Here is a 17,660-nt window from a genome sequence, read left to right as displayed (position 1 = left end):
ATGTGGAAAATAAATATCATTGCTATAATGAGGGTGGGCGCGCAGTTGGCCGCCCGAATTAAAACTAAAAATTAATCGCCGTTATTCTCTTTTAACGCTTTCAGACCGGCATTGATAACGTTAAGGATCTTGTCGGTATCATAAATACAGCCCGCCCAGGTACCGCCACTGACCGCCTGCAACGCCGCCCACAAACGCGTATCATCGGGTAAGTCGGGATGCGCTCGTAATTCAGGATGTACCGGACGACTCGCCAGCACGGCGGCCCCTTCTTCGGGCGACAGCGGATGCCCTTCTGTACCGATAAAATTAATCGAGCCGACCAGTTGATTCCGGTCGATGATCATTTCGATGATGTCACCATCGCGTAGCTTGCCGATCGGCCCGCCCGCCAAGGCTTCCGGCCCGATATGACCGATACAGGCACCGGTTGATACGCCAGAGAAACGCGCATCGGTCAACAGCGAAACGAACTTGCCATAGGAGAGATGTTTCAGCGCGGACGTAAGCTGGTAGGTTTCTTCCATCCCGGTGCCCGACGGCCCGCCGCCGATCACCACCATCATGTCACCCGCCTGAATCGCCCCCTGCTTGATGGCGCTGATCCCCGCTTTTTCCGAAGTGAACACCTTGGCCTTGCCGGTATGGCGGTAAATACCCTGCTCATCCACCACCGAGGCATCGATCGCCGTCGATTTAATCACGGATCCTTCCGGCGCAATGTTGCCGGAGGGGAAGGTAATGGTGGAGGTCAAACCGCGCGCCTTGGCCTGCTCGGGGCTCATGATCACTTCATCTGGCTGAACACCGTCGCACTCCACCAGCAACTCGCGGAAACGGCGTCGACGCTTCGAGCGTTCCCACACGTCAAGATTCTCGCCCAGGGTTTCGCCGGTCACCGTGAGCACATCTTCATGCAATAACCCGAGTTTACGCAGATGCAGCATCACTTCCGGTACGCCACCGGCCATAAAGGCGCGGACGGTGGGATGATAGTCCGGTCCATTCGGCAACACGCTCACCAAGCGCGGCACTTTGCGGTTAATTGCCATCCACTGCTCAACGGTCGGCGCTTTGCAGCCCGCCGCATAGGCAATCGCAGGAATATGCAGTAACAGGTTGGTCGAGCCACCAAACGCGGCGTGTACCATCATCGCATTCTCAATGGCTTTGTCAGTGATAATATCCTTGGTGGTCAACCCTTTGAGCTGCATCAGCAGCGCCGCACGCGCGGACTGTCTGGCGATATCCAGCCACACTTCCTGCCCGGAGGGCGCCAGTGCAGAATGGGGTAGCGCCATCCCTAACCCTTCGGCCACCACCTGCGAGGTACCGGCCGTGCCGAGGAACTGACAGCCGCCCCCCGGAGAAGCGCACGCCCGGCAGCCCAATTCGGCAGCCTCTTTCAGGCTCAGTTCCTGATTGGCAAAGCGTGCACCAATCGTCTGGATTTTACCGGCATCCTCTCCGTGCGTCGGCGGCAACGTTGCGCCGCCGGGCACGATAATGGTCGGTAAATGGTGCGTCGCCGCCAGCGCAATCATCATCGCGGGCAAGCCTTTGTCACAGGTGGCTACGCCAATCACCGCTTTACGGGTGGGCAAGGAGCGAATCAACCGCCGAAACACCATGGCGGCGTCATTGCGATACGGCAAGGAGTCAAACATGCCGGTGGTCCCCTGCGAACGGCCATCGCAGGGATCGCTGACATAAGCGGCAAACGGCACGCCATTCTCTTTGGCGATGGTTTCAGCGGCGGCGCGCATCTGCAAGCCGATTTCCCAGTGCCCGGTATGATATCCCAACGCAATCGGACGACCATCCTCAGCGCGAATCCCCCCTTGCGTACCGAGGATCAGCACTTCGGTACCGAGCAGACGGTTTGGGTCCCACCCCATTCCTGCATTCAGCGTTAAACCAAAAATATTGCCGCTGGGTGAATCCACCAGCATTTCTGGTGTTAACGGCAGCGCCCCAGCCGGGCCTTCCGCGTGCGTTTTGATATTGTAGATGCCGGGGTCTGCGCTATTAAAGATAACGTTAAGCGACATGATGGGAACTCCTTAATGGCCCGTATGCCTTACCCAAAAATACAACTGAAAATCCATTATCCTGCCGATGGCGTTTTCTGGCTGTTAAGCCATCGGCACTTGGTGCAAGAGATCTACGCCAGCGAAATATTTCGCTCCGTTTTTGCATCAAAGATATGGCACTTATCCCTATCAAACTGGAAATAGACCGTCTTATGCATCGCGCTGGCGATAATCACTCTGGCCTGCTCGGAAGGCATACGACAGGTCAGTTCGAAATTATCTACCTTCAGATACATAAAGAATTCGTGGCCCATATTTTCCACGCGGATCAATTCCCCCTGAGAGTGGCTTTCGACAAACGGGGTTAATGAGACGCTGACGTATTCCGGACGCACGCCAAAAAACACATCCTGACCAAGATAGGCTTTGACCCTCTCCTGCTGCGAGGCATTGAGCGCCAGCGTGGAATTTCCGACGGTCAATGCCACCTGCCCGTCCCGTTCCACCAGCTTGCTCGGCTTGATGTTCATTTCCGGCGCACCGATAAACCCCGCCACGAACATGTTCTTCGGGTAGTGGTACAGGTTGTCCGGCGTATCGACCTGCATGATATGGCCCAGTTTCATCACGCAGATACGGTCACCCATGGTCATGGCTTCGGTCTGATCGTGGGTAACATAGACGCTGGTTGCTGGCTTGCCGCTTTTCTTTAACTGCTTGTGCAGGTCAGAAATGCGGATACGCATCGAGGCACGCAGCTTGGCATCCAGGTTGGATAACGGTTCGTCAAACAGGAACACATCCGGTTTTTTCACGATAGCGCGACCGACGGCAACGCGCTGTGCCTGCCCACCGGACAGTTGGCGCGGCAAACGATCCATCAGATCTTCCAACTCAAGGATTTTGGCCGCTTCGTTAACCTGTTCGTCGATCTTCTCTTTGGGTAATTTCGCCAATTTCAGACCGAATGCCAGGTTCTCACGCACCGTCATATGCGGATAGAGCGCATAGTTCTGGAACACCATCGCAATACCGCGATCTTTCGGCACCAGATTATTCACGATGCGCTCGCCGATACGCACTTCACCGCCGCTGATGGTTTCCAAACCCGCCAGCATGCGCAAGGTCGTGGATTTGGCACAGCCAGACGGTCCGACAATCACCATGAATTCACCGTCTTTGATGGTCAGGTCGATGCCGTGCACCGCTTTGAAACCGTTGGAGTACACTTTCTCCAGTTTATTAAACGTAACTTCAGCCATGATAAATCCTCAATTAACCTTTAATTCCGCTGCTGGTAACGCCCTGTACGAAGTAGCGTTGAGCAAAGAAGAAAATAATGATGGACGGCAGAATAGAGATACTCGCCATCGCCAGAATTTCATTCCACGGCGCACCTTCCGTCACGTCGATGGACATTTTCAGCGCCAGTGCAATCGGGTACTTATCCACGCTATAGACGTAGATCAGCGGGCCGATAAAGTCGTTCATCGACCACATGAACTGGAACAGCGCCACAGAAATAATGGCCGGTTTGAGGATCGGTACTACCACATACCACAGCACCTGAAAGGAGTTACAGCCATCGATCTGGGCGGCTTCTTCCATATCACGCGGCACACCGCGCAGGAACTGGATCAGCATGAAGACAAAGAATCCCTGCGTGGCAAAGGCCAGCGGAATATAGAGCGGCATGTAGCTGTTCAGCATGCCCATTTCACGGAACATAATGTATTGCGGAATCAACAACACGGTGCTGGGCAGCAACATGGTGGTGATCAGCGTGGCAAACCAGAAGTTCTTCCACGGAATTTCAAAGCGGGCGAAACCGTAGGCCACGATGGTGGAGGAAATAATGGTCAGTATCACTTTCGGGATCACATACTTGAAGGTATTCAGCATGTAATGGCCGAAATTGTATTCCGTCCCCGTTTTCCACCCGCGCACAAAACCGTCACTGGTGGGATTTTCCGGCCACAGTCCCAGCGTGGTAAAGATCTCGTGGTTCGGTTTAAAGGAGGCCGAGAACATCCATACCAGCGGATAGAGCATCAACAGACCGACAATCAGCAGGATGGTGTAACGGATGCTGGCATTGAATTTTTCACGACGTAACGTCCGGCGCACTTCTGCCGCGGCAATCGCTTCGGCGGACGACACGCCCGCGTGGCCCTGAGGTAAATCAGCCATTTTTGCCCCCTTTATCGGCAGAGTAGAACACCCAGTATTTCGATGATTTAAACGCCACCGACGCAAAGATAGCGACAACCAGGAACAGTACCCACGCCAATGCCGCGCCATAGCCCATATCAAAATATTTAAACGCGGTATCATAGATATAGAGCGAGAACAGGTAGGTATAGTGGGTTGGCCCACCGCCGGTTATCACATAGGGTGCGGTAAACTCCTGGAACGCCTGAGTGGTCTGCATAATAAAGTTAAAGAAGATCACCGGCGTAATCAGCGGCACGGTCACTTTGATGAACATCTGCCATTTGGTGGCACCGTCAATCATCGCGGCCTCATACTGCGATTGCGGCACGTTTTGCAATGCGGCCAGAAAAATCACCATCGCAGAGCCAAACTGCCAGACGCGCAGTAAGGTCACCGACATCAGCGCCAACGACGGTTCGCCCAGCCAGTTCACCGCCTCAATGCCGAGAATGCCAAGGAAGCTGTTCAACAGTCCATCAATAGCAAACAGGGCGCGCCACAGCACGGCAATCGCCACGCTGCTGCCGAGAATCGACGGAATATAATAGGCGGTACGGAAAAAACCGATGCCGCGCAGTTTGAAGTTAAGAACAAACGCAATGCCTAATGCAAACGCCAGTTTCAACGGAATGGTCAGAAAAACATAGGCAAAGGTCACACCCATGGATTTCCAGAACAAGGCGTCTTCCGTCAGCATATAACGGTAATTTTCCACCCCGTTAAATACCGGCGGATTCATTAAATCATATTCAGTAAAGCTCAGTACAAACGATGAGACAAAAGGGAATGCCGTAAATATCAACAGCCCTATAATATAGGGTGAGACATAGGCCAGACCCAATAGCTTGTTTTCATTCATGGGTACTTACCTGTTGAGATGTAACAGGGTAATGTTATTTACCCTGCCACAAATAAAAGCCCTGGTGTTGAATATCCCCGCTGATTGACTCATATCAGCGGGAACCTGCGTAATAAATTAAAAAAAGTACTCTTGTCGCCGGGTGAAATTACTGCCTACACCCGGCGTTATTTTTTTGCAGAAAATCAGTGTTTTCTGTCAGATTTTATCAAAGACCATCAGATGATTCTTTTCAGCACACGTTCACCTGCTTTCGGGAAACCGGTCGCAACGTCTTCGATAGACAGTTTTCCGTAATCATATTGCTGGAGATAATCCAGGAATACCGACAGCAGTTTTTGGTTCTCAAAATAGGAAGAGACTTTCACATCGCCAGACAGCTTATTCACTTGCTCCAATGACTGAGCCTGAATATCACCGCTTTTCAAGATGCCCTCTTTTTCCAACGTCGCTACAGCGATTTTGCTCAGCGGAATACCGCGTTGCAGCCCCATGGTTTTGATGCCGGCAGGATCGTTAAGCATGTAGTTAATGAACTTGGCCGCTTCTTCTGGGTTTTTGGCGCTATTCCCGATAGAGAAAATCTGTGAAGGTTTAAAGAACAAACCGGAATCTTTCGCCCCTGGCAGCATCGGGTACGGCCCCAGCACCAGCTTCGACGGTGCTTTGAGACTGTCGGCGTAGGTGCCTTCCGTGGTCCAGATGTAGGTTCCGCCCAGTTTGCCTTCCAGCCACGGGCGGATTTCCCAGGCGTTGGCTTTACCGAAGGCGGTAAAATACTTCATGGAAGGAATAACGTGGTTATCCACCAGCTTTTTATACAAGCCAAAGAATTCCAGCCACTGTTCCGGGGTGTAATTAAATTGCTTTTTCTCTTCATCGATCATGGCGATATTGTATTTCTGCACCATGTACGAATTGAGGAAGGTCAGAATCGAGGTATCCACCGCACCGAGGAAGAACGGATAATAGTCATCCCCCAGTTTGCTTTTAAATACCGGACCGGCTTTCAGAATATCATCCCAGGTTTGCGGATATTCTAACCCGGCCTGCTGCCAGACGTTGGCGTTGTAATACATTAAACGGGCGGTTAGCGCGATAGGAATACCGTTCAGTTTTCCGCCGCGCGTGACCAGATTTTTCCCCTGCTCGGTAAACTGGCTCAGGTCAATGTGCTGAGACAATTTATTCAGATCGTAAAACCCTTCACCATTTTTGGAGAAAAGTTCTAACCAGTTCCAGTTAATCTGCATCACATCAGGCTCGGTTGAGCCCGCGAGCTGAGTACTGACGCGGGAAAGATAGCCATCCCACCCGCTTGGCTCTGCTTTTATCGTGACGGTAGGATGTTGTACTTTGTACTGATCGATGGTTGCACGCGTCGCTTCATGGCGTTGGTTCCCTCCCCACCATGAAAAACGCATTTCAGTGTCAGCATGGCTTAGCGCTGGCGACAGCATCATCAATAAAGCGGAATAACGCAGGAGCTTTTTCATTTTCATTTATATCATTCTCCATCATTGATACGTATAGGCAATGTCAGGCATTTATCCGCAGAGTCATATGATGAAGACGTATTAGGACTCACTGCGTGTAGGGTGCGGATAAAGATCTGTTCTTAAAATCGCTATACCCTAAATAATTCGAGTTGCAGGAAGGCGGCAAGGGAGCGAATCCCGATGAGCTTACATAAGTAAGTGATTCGGGTAAGCGAGTGCAGCCAACGCGCATGCAACTTGAAGTATGACGGGTATAATTGGCTATCCATTTCCTCCGATATATCCCCCAGTGTAATATTGGCCATCCAGACAGACGGCCAATCATGTTAAATAACCACCTATTTACGCGGTGGCAGTTTTACCGCCAGATCCTTAATCCGCACCGGTAATTCAGTACGCAAAGAGCGGTTGGCCGCGATACCGGTCAGAATGGAAAGTGCGCCATCCTGATAATCCGCAGCGCGGTTCAGCGGATCGGGTTCCGAGATACCAAACAAGTCGCGCAGCATCACATCATCACCGCCGCCGTGTCCGCCAACGCCTTGCACCACGGGCACCACGTACGGCTCGTCAAACATCGGGAACACTTTGATTTCACAACCGCGCAGTGCGCCTTCGTCTGATTTTTTGCCGCCGCCGTTAACGTAAGATTTCTCGACCAGCTTCATCTCGATACGACCACGACTGCCGTTAAACACCACGTTCAACCCTTCCCACGGCAGATAAGCATTGAGCGAGTAGGTCATGATGGCTTTGCTTTTGTAGCGCACGATCACGCCAAGCGTATCTTCGATATTAATGCCATCGTCAAACACGCTCTTATCGCGGTAATACCCATCTTCATGCTCAGCGTTGAGATACAGCGACGTCAGTTGCTTGCTGTCTTTCATGTGCAACGCAAAGGGATCGTTGGCCGCCGCCTCGCTACCATGGGAACGGTTATAAAACTCGGTCACGCCGCGTTCTTCCGCATTGGCTTTGCCATAGAAACGCAGATCGCCCTGTGCGTAGACGGTTTCCGGTTCAGAGTTGAGCCAGAAATTAACCAGATCGAAATGGTGCGTGGATTTATGGACTAACAGGCCGCCGCTGTTGCGTTTGTCGCGGTGCCAGCGACGGAAATAATCTGCGCCGTGCTCGGTGTTCAGCAGCCATTCAAAATGCACAGAATAGACTTCGCCGATAATGTTGGCGGCAATCAGCTCGCGAATTTTGCTGTGGTGTGGTGCATAACGGTAATTAAAGGTAACGCGCAGGCTGCGCCCGGTGCGCGCGACGGCATCGATAATTTCCTGACACTTCTCTTCATCAATGGTCATGGGCTTTTCACTGATAACATCACAGCCCAGTTCCATGGCGCGCACAATATAGTGATGGTGCGTGCGGTCAATGGAGGTGACGATGACAAAATCAGGACGCGTTTCCGCGATCATTTTATCGAATTCATCCGCCTTGTACGTTGGCACGGACTGATGCTCAAACTCGCCGATCATGGCGTTGGCATAATCCATTCGCGTTTGGTTGCTGTCGCAAAAGGCGACCAGACGACCTTCCTGGCGGTAATCACGCGCTATTGCGGTCAGGAACAGACCGGAGCGGCCCCCCGTCCCCACTAAGGCATACTTTTTCATAACGACTCCGTAGTTATTAACTGCTTTCACTGGTGTGAACCCTGGCTGAGCATCACCTTGGATCTAAAAAAAAACGGTATCCCGATATCACTTTCTGTAGCGAAGGGCTGACAGCGTGTAACAAGCGCTATCTAATGTGTTGACAGCATCCTATCCGCTCGCTATATTTTCCACATATGGAAATAGTTTTTTATATATGGAATTTAAAGTCAGTATAGTGGTCAACAATAAGGTGCACAAGATGAAAAAAAAGCCAGAAACCTGCGTGACGTCTCAAATCGTTGAGAAAAACGCCGCTGATAACCCAGAAGTAAATGCACCTGTTGACGCTAGCGACGCCCTTTCTCTCGCAACAAAATCCACCGCACCAGCGTTAACCAAAGGGTTTGCGATACTCAACCTGATTGCCAAGGAACCGGGGCTCAATCTGACGGCGATAAAAGACCGACTGGGACTCCCCAGCAGCAGTTGCCACCATCTGGTAACCACGCTGTGCCAACTGGGTGCTTTACAGCAGCAACCGGTACAGGGGGGATATATTCTGGGGCTGAAGCTGTTTGAACTGGGCACCATCGCAGCAAATCAACGACGTATTGAAGAATTTGTCCTGCCCGCGTTGAAGGCCTTAGCGCAGGAACTTCAGTTGACGTGCCATCTGGGCGTGATGGAAGGAAGCGAAGCGGTTTATCTCTTGAAGGTTGAGGGCAACAGCAGCATCCAGGTCAACACCTGGGTTGGAAAACGTCTTTCACTGCACAGTTCCTCGCTGGGCAAGGTGTTGCTTGCCTGGTTACCGGAACAGGCTTTAGAAAAAAAGCTCAGCCATATCGGCTGGCAAACGAAAACCGCCAGCACACTCACCTCGCCAGAAGCCTATCGCCAGCATCTCATCAGTGTACGTCAGCAGGGATGGGCGTTTGATAACGAAGAAGATATCATCAATATTCGCTGCCTTGCCGCACCGATAACCGACAGCAGCGGGCAGGTCATTGCCGCCATCAGCGCGGTTGGCACGGTATTAGATATCGACCCAGCAAAGCTACAGTGGATTATCGATCCGCTGTGCCGTACCGCCGCCCATATCTCCCAGCAACTGGGGAAGTAAATCAGGCATAAAAAAACGGCGTCTGTTAGACGCCGTTTTGTACGATTAAACGCTAAGGCTTATTTCAGCAGCGCACTGGCTTTTGCCACCACGTTATCCACCGTAAAGCCAAACACCTCGAACAGTTTTTCCGCCGGAGCCGATTCGCCAAAGCTGGTCATGCCCACAATCGCGCCGTTCAGGCCGACATACTTATACCAGTAGTCTGCGATGCCCGCTTCGATCGCCACGCGGGCGCTCACCGCTTTCGGCAGCACTGCTTCACGGTAGGCCGCATCCTGCTTGTCGAACGCATCGGTAGACGGCATGGAGACCACGCGTACCTTGTGGCCCTGCGCGCTCAGCACGTCGTAGGCCGCTACCGCCAGCTCCACTTCTGAGCCGGTGGCAATCAGGATCAGGTCCGGCTGGCCGTCACTGTCTTTCAACACGTAAGCGCCTTTCGCCACGTCCGCCAGTTGCTGCGCGGTGCGTGTCTGCTGCGCCAGGTTTTGACGCGACAGGATCAGCGCCGTCGGGCCATCCTTGCGTTCGATGGCGTATTTCCATGCCACCGCGGTTTCTACCTGATCCGCCGGACGCCAGGTGCTCATGTTTGGCGTCACGCGCAGGCTCGCCATTTGCTCTACCGGCTGGTGCGTCGGGCCGTCTTCACCCAGACCGATGGAGTCATGGGTATAGACGTAGATGCTGCGGATTTTCATCAGCGCAGCCATGCGCACCGCGTTACGGGCATATTCCACAAACATCAGGAAGGTCGCGGTATACGGCAGGAAGCCGCCGTACAGCGCCAGACCGTTGGCGATGGCGGTCATGCCGAACTCACGCACCCCGTAGTGGATGTAGTTGCCCGCCGGGTCTTTATCCAGTGAGACCGAGCCGGACCAGATGGTCAGGTTGCTCGGTGCCAGGTCGGCAGAGCCGCCGAGGAATTCCGGCAGCAGCTTGCCGTAGGCTTCCAGCGCGTTCTGCGAGGCTTTGCGGCTGGCAATTTTCGCCGGGTTGGCCTGCAAATCGTCAATGAATTTCTGGGCATCGGCCTGCCAGTTGGCCGGCAGGTCGCCGACGGTACGGCGTTTGAATTCGGCAGCCAGTTCCGGATAGGCTTTGGCATAGGCGGCAAACGCCTCGCTCCAGGCGCTCTCTTTTTGCGCACCCGCGGCTTTGGCATCCCAGGCGGCATAGATGTCGGCCGGAATGTCAAACGGCGGGTATTTCCAGCCCAGTTGTTCGCGTGACGCGGCCACTTCGGCGTCGCCCAGCGGTGCACCGTGGGAATCGTGAGTACCGGCCTTGTTCGGTGAACCGAAACCAATCACGGTTTTGCACATCAGCAGCGACGGTTTGTCCGTCACGGCGCGCGCCTGTTCGATAGCGCGGGTGATGGCATCGGCGTCATGACCGTCGACGCCACGCACTACGTGCCAGCCGTAGGCTTCAAAGCGTGCCGCGGTGTCATCGGTAAACCAGCCTTCCACGTGACCGTCAATCGAGATGCCGTTGTCATCATAGAATGCCACCAGCTTGCCCAGCTTCAGGGTCCCGGCCAGTGAACACACCTCGTGGGAGATGCCTTCCATCATGCAGCCATCACCCATAAAGGCGTAGGTGAAGTGGTCAACGATATCGTGACCCGGGCGGTTGAACTGGGCCGCCAGCGTGCGTTCTGCCAGCGCCATGCCGACCGCGTTGGCGATGCCCTGCCCGAGCGGGCCAGTGGTGGTTTCCACGCCGTCAGTGTAGCCGTACTCCGGGTGACCCGGGGTTTTGGAATGCAACTGGCGGAAGTTCTTGAGCTCTTCAATCGGCAGGTTGTAGCCGGTGAGGTGCAGCAGGCTGTAGATGAGCATGGAAGCGTGACCGTTGGAGAGCACAAAACGGTCGCGGTTGGCCCAGTGCGGGTTAGCCGGGTTGTGATTAAGGTAATCGCGCCACAGGACTTCGGCGATATCTGCCATACCCATGGGTGCGCCCGGGTGACCGGATTTGGCTTTTTGCACGCCGTCCATGCTGAGTGCGCGGATAGCGTTGGCAAGTTCTTTACGAGAGGACATGCTTTACTCCAGATCGGATTGAACAGATGTCTTGCCAAACATACGTTTAATAATCAATACGTTAGCCAGGAAGACCAAAGAGAGATGGCTATAAATGTACATGAAAATGCTGGCGATTGCACATGGAACCATTGGCGAAATAACAGGATTTCATGGCTATTTTGCGCCAAACAGGATTTTAGCTATCCTACATGCAGCAAAGCCTGCTGAAAGTGCGAGTGAATTCGCCGTTTTCCGATATTAAGACCATTCGCTTTCCTCTATTTTGAAACCGGGTTTCATCATAGTGGTCGATAAAAAGGAACATCATTTCTGCCTAACCGTGAGCAGAATCTGCATGAGCCTGAAAACCAGTGAGGAAGATAAGGGTATGAGGATCAGAACACCGCTGTTAGCTCTGACTATCACCAGCCTGCTGAGCGGCTGTCAAAATCTGGATAACAACACCTTGATGCAATCAGGGGTGCAAGCGTTTCAGGCGGCGACGCTGAGCGACGCGCAGGTAAAAACGCTCAGCGAACAGTCTTGTGCACAAATGGATAAAGAGGCCAAAATCGCGCCCGCCGACAGCAGCTATACAAAACGGCTGAACAACATCGCCGATGCGCTCGGCCACGATATCAATGGCACCCCCGCCAACTACAAGGTGTACCTGACCAAAGACGTGAATGCCTGGGCCATGGCCAATGGCTGCATCCGCGTCTACAGCGGGTTAATGGATATCATGACGGACAATGAAGTCGAAGGCGTATTGGGGCATGAAATGGGGCATGTGGCCTTGGGTCATAGCCGTAAGGCGATGCAGGTAGCCTATGCCACCAGCGCGGCCCGCACTGCCGTCGCCTCGGCGGGCGGCGTGGCGACCTCATTATCACAATCCCAATTGGCGGATATGGGAGAAAAACTGGTGAATGCCCAGTTTTCGCAGACGCAAGAGCGTCAGGCCGACGACTACTCTTTCGACTTGCTAAAACGGCGCGGTATCGATCAACAAGGATTAGCCAGCAGCTTTGAGAAACTGGCCAAACTGGATGCGGGCCGACAAAGCAGCATGTTTGATTCACACCCTGCCGCAGAAGAACGCGCGCAACATATTCGCGATCGTATCGCCGCAGGCAAGTAACCCGACAGATACCCTCACCGCAGCGATGTATCGAATCGGTACGTCGCTGTAATTATCGGCTAAAGGAATTACCCCACGCTATTAATCTTCCCTTAACAGAGAAGTCATTTTATTTGTATGGATAATTTATAATAACGATGGCGCACCCTCTGATGGCACGATAAATAAAAGTTTTTCGCCTTCATCCATGTTCCGTTATCACTTAAATAAATAAAAGTAATTAATTACATAATTTCAATCAATTATAGTAATTAACCTTCTCGCTAATACCTATTAATTCGATAGCGTAACACCATGTATTTTCAATACATTATATTTTTTAATAGGAAAATTCCCTAAATTTGATATGATAGTCACGCGAGAGTTGTAAAAATTTGTCAATTTTATCATTGAGATAGACTAATTATTTTCGTTAGTCCTATTTTTGAGATAGCGGATTCGTAAGACAGATAAATATTTCAAATTATTTCAAAGTGGTTTTTGGACGACTAACCCGACGAGCGCAATATTGACAACAATATTTGAGATATGTTTTTTTTGAATAAACTCATAAAGTCAAAACACCATGGATGTGAGAATTTTTAGCAAATGCAACTTTACGCTTGTCGGCTTACGTGAAATTTTTTCACGTGTCCCCGCGTTGCATGTAAAGTCTGCAAATCGATTTACATTGATACCCCAGGGAAGAAAAAAATGCATTTTTATCATCGATGGCGCGAGTGAAGGCTTCGAGGAATACTACGCGTCGATAAAATGTCACTTTTATGACATTGTTTCCGTTTTCATCATTATTAATAACTCAAACCACGAACCCGTTTGCATTGATGAAAAAACGGTGCTTATCCCTAAATCAACGCCGATCGGATACTTCTCTAACATATTGAATATAGAAGAGATTCATGAAAGTGGTGCCGCCCAGCCGGTTAAACTCTCCAAATCCGAGCATGCGGTATTTCGGTACTGGAGCGAGGGGTATTCGCCGGAAGTGATCGCCGAACGGGTGGGGATTAATAAAAAGTCAGTACTGAACAGCAAAGCAAGGCTGTTAAACAAATACGGCGTGCACGACAAGAATTCCCTGCTGCTGATTGCCACCATTCTGTTTAAACGACAAATCATTAAACTGGGTGAAGGCAGCGCCAATGCGCCTTAAGCGTGTTGCCTGTATTAAACAGAGATAAAAAGGGAGGCTATTGCCTCCCTTTTTTATGCCTTCAGACTAGGCATCTTCCAGGTAAGTGTAGCCATACAGGCCGCTTTCGAACTCATCCAAAAACTGCGACTGAATATCAGCAGGCAGGTTGGTCTCTTTCACCTGATCGCGGAAACGCGACATCAGGACTTCGGGATCCAGTTGCACGTACTCCAGCATGTCTGCCACCGTATTGCCTTCATCAGACTCTTCCAGTTCGATGGAGCCGTCCTGGAACACGTAAACATCCACCGTCGCCGTATCGCCAAACAGGTTATGCATGTTGCCCAGGATCTCCTGATAGGCCCCAATCATAAAGAAGCCCAGCAGCGGCGGATTTTCCGGGTCATAAGGCGGCATCGGCATGGTGGTCGCGATACCATCACCATCGATGTAATGGTCGATGGTTCCGTCCGAGTCACAGGTAATATCCAGCAGCACGGCACGGCGCTCAGGCAGTTTGTCCAAACCTTCCAGCGGCATCACCGGGAACAGCTGATCGATCCCCCAGGCATCCGGCATCGACTGGAACAACGAAAAATTCACATACAATTTATCCGCCATGCGTTCCTGCAACTCGTCAATAATCGGACGGTGCGCGCGGTTGCTAGGATCAAGCTGCTGCTGAATCTGCTGGCAGATGCTGAGATAGAGCTGCTCCGCTTTCGCACGCTGCGTCAGATTTAACATCCCGTGCGTATATTGGGTATGCACATCATGCAAGTCCATCTGGCTGTCGTGCAACCATTCACGCAAGGAACGCCGCGTTCCCGGCATTTTGATTTCCTGCCAGGTTGACCACAGGCTTTCCAGCGCGCGGGGATCGTCCTCTTCCGGCGGCATCGGCTCGCTGAACTCGTTGCGCTCCACCCCGATAATGTTGGACACCAGCACCGTGTGGTGTGCGGTAACCGCACGCCCGGATTCGGTGATCACCATCGGGTGCGGCAGACCGTGTTCATTACAGGCATCGCCAATGCCCCAAATCACGTTATTCGCGTATTCATTCAGGCCATAGTTGACCGAACAGTCAGATTGAGAGCGGGTGCCCTCATAATCGACGCCCAGCCCACCGCCGACGTCGAAACACTGAATATTGACGCCCAGCTTGTGCAGTTCCACATAGAAACGGGCGGATTCGCGCACGCCAGTGGCAATATCGCGAATATTGGCCAACTGGGAGCCGAGATGGAAGTGCAACAGTTGCAGGCTGTCCAAACGCCCCGCTTCGCGCAGCATCTCGACCAGTTGCAGAACCTGCACCGCAGCCAGACCAAACTTGGATTTTTCACCGCCGCTGGATTGCCACTTGCCTGAGCCCTGCGAGGCCAGACGCGCACGCACGCCAAGGCGCGGCACCACGTTGAGCTGCTCAGCTTCTTCCAGCACCAGTTTAATCTCGGACATCTTCTCGATGACCAGATACACCTTGTGCCCCAATTTCTCGCCGATCAGCGCCAGACGGATGTATTCGCGATCCTTGTAACCGTTACACACGATCACGGTGCGCGTCATACCCGCGTGTCCCAGCACCGCCATCAATTCAGCTTTTGAGCCCGCCTCCAGCCCCAGCGGTTCACCCGAATTCACCAGCGATTCAATCACGCGCCGATGCTGGTTAACCTTGATGGGGTACACCAGGAAATAGCCGCCTTCGTAGCCGAAGGACTCCCGCGCACGACGAAACGCGGCGTTAATCGAACGCAAACGGTGTTGCAGGATTTGCGGAAAACAGAACAGCGCAGGCAAACGCTGGTGGTCCTGCTGCATCTCTTTCACCAGCCGCGCCAAATCAACGCGGGCTTCCGGCACGTCCGGATCCGGGCAAACGCTGATATGCCCCAACTCGTTCACGTCGTAATAGTTGTTGCCCCACCAGGCAATGTTGTACGTCCGTAGCATCTCGCTGGCATTGCGGTCATTCATGGCCACCTCTTGCATAGAGCGTAAATGTTCACGTTTACCCGTCGCTGACGAGCCATTTTCAATCATATCGTCAGACATAACGCACCTCTTTATTCATTCCACTCATCACATTACGACCTGTCCCAAAACGCTGTGTCACTTCCACCCACGTTGATGGCGACAGCGGTGAAAAAACTGGCTGCATGCAGTATGCCGCCGTTATGTGACCTTTATTAGTGTAGTAAAACACGCTATCAGACTCCGTCGCACCCGCGAAAGAAAACGTAACAATCCGTGCCTGCGCAACAAAGGCGGCAGCACACGCGTTGGGTTACACAGCTAAAAAATAGTAGAAAGACAACGCACGCAAACGCGGCAAAAACCCTGAACATAGGCGTATCAGCCTGCCCGGGAGTCCTGCGTTAAGCTCGTGGACACGCGACTTCGGGAAACAGCAGAGTGAGAAGAAAAAAAGAAAGGCTGAGTATTTGACGCCGATACGTCAAAAGAAACCTGTTGCAAATGCAACGGACTCGGCAAACCGTGGATCATTAAACCTATCACCTCCGTGCCGCCGCAAGGATTGCGGTCAGGCTATGGGTCAAAACAGGGAGCATATACGCTTTCCGCTACGCGTTACGGGACACTGCAACCGCTCGCCGTTTATACCGATATGTGGGGGTAAAAGCAAAATGAAAATCACTTTTCAACCGGCTAAACGGAAAAAAAACGGTAATACAAAATTTCGATGATAGCCGTTCAAAAACAAAAAACTGCTGGTAATCCGTCCGCCAAGTGACCTAGAATAGCCATCCAGATGTTAATCCATCTATACTGTTTTACTGACACACCGCGACTACTACAGCATTTGCTTTGAAGGTATAAAACGCATGGCTAAACACCTTTTTACGTCGGAATCCGTTTCTGAAGGGCATCCGGACAAGATTGCAGACCAGATCTCTGATGCGGTTCTTGACGCCATTTTGGAACAAGATCCCAAGGCGCGCGTCGCCTGTGAGACTTACGTGAAAACCGGTATGGTGTTAGTGGGCGGTGAGATCACCACCAGCGCCTGGGTAGATATTGAAGAAATCACGCGTCGTACGGTACGTGAGATTGGCTACGTCAACTCTGAGATGGGGTTTGATGCCAACTCATGCGCTGTGTTAAGCGCCATCGGTAAACAGTCGCCGGATATCAATCAGGGCGTCGATCGCAGCAATCCCCTGGAACAAGGCGCGGGCGACCAGGGTCTGATGTTCGGTTATGCCACCAATGAAACCGACGTGCTGATGCCAGCTCCCATCACCTACGCTCACCGTTTGGTACAGCGTCAGGCTGAAGTGCGCAAGAACGGCACGCTGCCATGGCTGCGCCCGGATGCAAAAAGCCAGGTCACTTTCCAATATGATGACGGCAAGATCGTCGGTATTGACGCGGTGGTCCTGTCGACACAGCACGCAGAAGATATTGCGCAAAGCGATTTGCATGAAGCAGTGATGGAAGAGATCATCAAGCCGGTTCTGCCGTCTGAATGGCTCTCTGCCAGCACCAAATTCTTTATCAACCCGACAGGCCGTTTCGTTATCGGCGGCCCGATGGGTGACTGCGGTTTGACCGGTCGCAAGATTATCGTGGATACCTACGGCGGTGCCGCGCGTCACGGCGGCGGTGCGTTTTCCGGTAAAGACCCGTCCAAGGTTGACCGCTCTGCGGCCTATGCCGCGCGCTACGTGGCGAAAAACATCGTCGCTGCGGGTTTGGCCGATCGCTGTGAGATCCAGGTGTCCTACGCCATCGGCGTGGCCGAACCGACCTCAATCATGATCGAAACCTTTGGCACAGAAAAAATCCCGGCAGAGCGCCTCACTCAGTTGGTACGCGAGTTCTTCGATCTGCGTCCTTACGGATTGATTCAGATGCTCGACCTGCTGCACCCAATTTATCAGGAAACTGCCGCTTATGGCCACTTTGGCCGCGAGCATTTCCCGTGGGAGAAAACCGACAAGGCCGCACAACTGCGCGCGTCTGCCGGTCTGTAACCA

12 protein-coding genes are annotated in these 17,660 nt (G+C 52.5%); 4 read left to right on the top strand and 8 right to left on the bottom strand.

Annotation, left to right across the window (positions count from 1 at the left end):
• Positions 1 to 71 precede the first annotated feature (71 nt).
• The 6 genes from J5069_RS14100 to J5069_RS14075 form a co-directional block, all read right to left on the bottom strand.
• Positions 72 to 2,051 carry a YjhG/YagF family D-xylonate dehydratase gene (locus J5069_RS14100; protein ID WP_264644478.1) on the bottom strand — a complete coding sequence of 660 codons (1,980 nt, stop codon included), beginning with the start codon at positions 2,049 to 2,051 and terminating at the stop codon, positions 72 to 74.
• A gap of 113 nt (positions 2,052 to 2,164) precedes the next feature.
• The gene (locus tag J5069_RS14095; protein ID WP_264644477.1) at positions 2,165 to 3,295 is read right to left on the bottom strand and encodes an ABC transporter ATP-binding protein; all 1,131 of its coding nucleotides are present in this window, start codon (positions 3,293 to 3,295) and stop codon (positions 2,165 to 2,167) included.
• Positions 3,296 to 3,308: 13 nt separating this feature from the next.
• Complete coding sequence (locus J5069_RS14090; protein WP_264644476.1) at positions 3,309 to 4,223, bottom strand: carbohydrate ABC transporter permease; 915 nt, start codon at positions 4,221 to 4,223, stop codon at positions 3,309 to 3,311.
• The gene (locus J5069_RS14085) at positions 4,216 to 5,106 is read right to left on the bottom strand and encodes a carbohydrate ABC transporter permease (protein ID WP_264623797.1); all 891 of its coding nucleotides are present in this window, start codon (positions 5,104 to 5,106) and stop codon (positions 4,216 to 4,218) included. The genes J5069_RS14090 and J5069_RS14085 overlap by 8 nt, the downstream gene beginning before the upstream one ends.
• Before the next feature lie 218 nt (positions 5,107 to 5,324).
• Complete coding sequence (locus J5069_RS14080) at positions 5,325 to 6,602, bottom strand: ABC transporter substrate-binding protein (RefSeq protein WP_264644767.1); 1,278 nt, start codon at positions 6,600 to 6,602, stop codon at positions 5,325 to 5,327.
• 341 nt (positions 6,603 to 6,943) lie between these two features.
• On the bottom strand, positions 6,944 to 8,236 hold the full coding sequence (locus J5069_RS14075; protein WP_264644475.1) for a Gfo/Idh/MocA family protein: 1,293 nt from the start codon (positions 8,234 to 8,236) through the stop codon (positions 6,944 to 6,946).
• A gap of 241 nt (positions 8,237 to 8,477) precedes the next feature.
• Here J5069_RS14075 and J5069_RS14070 point away from each other — a divergent pair, with 241 nt between their 5' ends.
• Positions 8,478 to 9,341 carry an IclR family transcriptional regulator gene (locus tag J5069_RS14070; protein ID WP_264644474.1) on the top strand — a complete coding sequence of 288 codons (864 nt, stop codon included), beginning with the start codon at positions 8,478 to 8,480 and terminating at the stop codon, positions 9,339 to 9,341.
• Positions 9,342 to 9,400: 59 nt separating this feature from the next.
• On the opposite strand, the gene tkt is transcribed toward J5069_RS14070, so the two are convergent.
• Positions 9,401 to 11,395 carry a transketolase gene (tkt, locus tag J5069_RS14065; RefSeq protein ID WP_264644473.1) on the bottom strand — a complete coding sequence of 665 codons (1,995 nt, stop codon included), beginning with the start codon at positions 11,393 to 11,395 and terminating at the stop codon, positions 9,401 to 9,403.
• A gap of 370 nt (positions 11,396 to 11,765) precedes the next feature.
• On the opposite strand from tkt, the gene J5069_RS14060 reads away from it, so the two are divergent.
• A complete protein-coding gene (locus tag J5069_RS14060) occupies positions 11,766 to 12,518 on the top strand; it encodes a M48 family metallopeptidase (protein ID WP_264644472.1) in 753 nt (250 codons plus the stop codon).
• Between the two features lie 565 nt (positions 12,519 to 13,083).
• Positions 13,084 to 13,671, top strand: a complete 588-nt coding sequence (locus J5069_RS14055; protein WP_264644471.1) for a helix-turn-helix transcriptional regulator — start codon at positions 13,084 to 13,086, stop codon at positions 13,669 to 13,671.
• 66 nt (positions 13,672 to 13,737) lie between these two features.
• On the opposite strand, the gene speA is transcribed toward J5069_RS14055, so the two are convergent.
• Positions 13,738 to 15,714 carry a biosynthetic arginine decarboxylase gene (speA, locus tag J5069_RS14050; RefSeq protein ID WP_264644470.1) on the bottom strand — a complete coding sequence of 659 codons (1,977 nt, stop codon included), beginning with the start codon at positions 15,712 to 15,714 and terminating at the stop codon, positions 13,738 to 13,740.
• A gap of 791 nt (positions 15,715 to 16,505) precedes the next feature.
• Here speA and metK point away from each other — a divergent pair.
• On the top strand, positions 16,506 to 17,657 hold the full coding sequence (gene metK, locus J5069_RS14045; protein WP_264644469.1) for a methionine adenosyltransferase: 1,152 nt from the start codon (positions 16,506 to 16,508) through the stop codon (positions 17,655 to 17,657).
• Positions 17,658 to 17,660: the final 3 nt, after the last annotated feature.

This window comes from Candidatus Symbiopectobacterium sp. NZEC127, from assembly GCF_025962675.1.
In the GTDB taxonomy this organism is placed as follows: Bacteria; Pseudomonadota; Gammaproteobacteria; order Enterobacterales; family Enterobacteriaceae; genus Symbiopectobacterium.
This window is presented reverse-complemented; position numbering and strand designations above follow the sequence as displayed.

Excerpts from the sequence above, each read along its gene's own strand:
- J5069_RS14100 (WP_264644478.1), bottom strand. The coding sequence starts at position 2,051 with ATGTCGCTTAACGTTATCTTTAATAGCGCAGACCCCGGCATCTACAAT.
- J5069_RS14095 (WP_264644477.1), bottom strand. The coding sequence starts at position 3,295 with ATGGCTGAAGTTACGTTTAATAAACTGGAGAAAGTGTACTCCAACGGT.
- J5069_RS14090 (WP_264644476.1), bottom strand. The coding sequence starts at position 4,223 with ATGGCTGATTTACCTCAGGGCCACGCGGGCGTGTCGTCCGCCGAAGCG.
- J5069_RS14085 (WP_264623797.1), bottom strand. The coding sequence starts at position 5,106 with ATGAATGAAAACAAGCTATTGGGTCTGGCCTATGTCTCACCCTATATT.
- J5069_RS14080 (WP_264644767.1), bottom strand. The coding sequence starts at position 6,602 with ATGAAAAAGCTCCTGCGTTATTCCGCTTTATTGATGATGCTGTCGCCA.
- J5069_RS14075 (WP_264644475.1), bottom strand. The coding sequence starts at position 8,236 with ATGAAAAAGTATGCCTTAGTGGGGACGGGGGGCCGCTCCGGTCTGTTC.
- J5069_RS14070 (WP_264644474.1), top strand. The coding sequence starts at position 8,478 with ATGAAAAAAAAGCCAGAAACCTGCGTGACGTCTCAAATCGTTGAGAAA.
- tkt (WP_264644473.1), bottom strand. The coding sequence starts at position 11,395 with ATGTCCTCTCGTAAAGAACTTGCCAACGCTATCCGCGCACTCAGCATG.
- J5069_RS14060 (WP_264644472.1), top strand. The coding sequence starts at position 11,766 with ATGAGGATCAGAACACCGCTGTTAGCTCTGACTATCACCAGCCTGCTG.
- J5069_RS14055 (WP_264644471.1), top strand. The coding sequence starts at position 13,084 with ATGGATGTGAGAATTTTTAGCAAATGCAACTTTACGCTTGTCGGCTTA.
- speA (WP_264644470.1), bottom strand. The coding sequence starts at position 15,714 with ATGTCTGACGATATGATTGAAAATGGCTCGTCAGCGACGGGTAAACGT.
- metK (WP_264644469.1), top strand. The coding sequence starts at position 16,506 with ATGGCTAAACACCTTTTTACGTCGGAATCCGTTTCTGAAGGGCATCCG.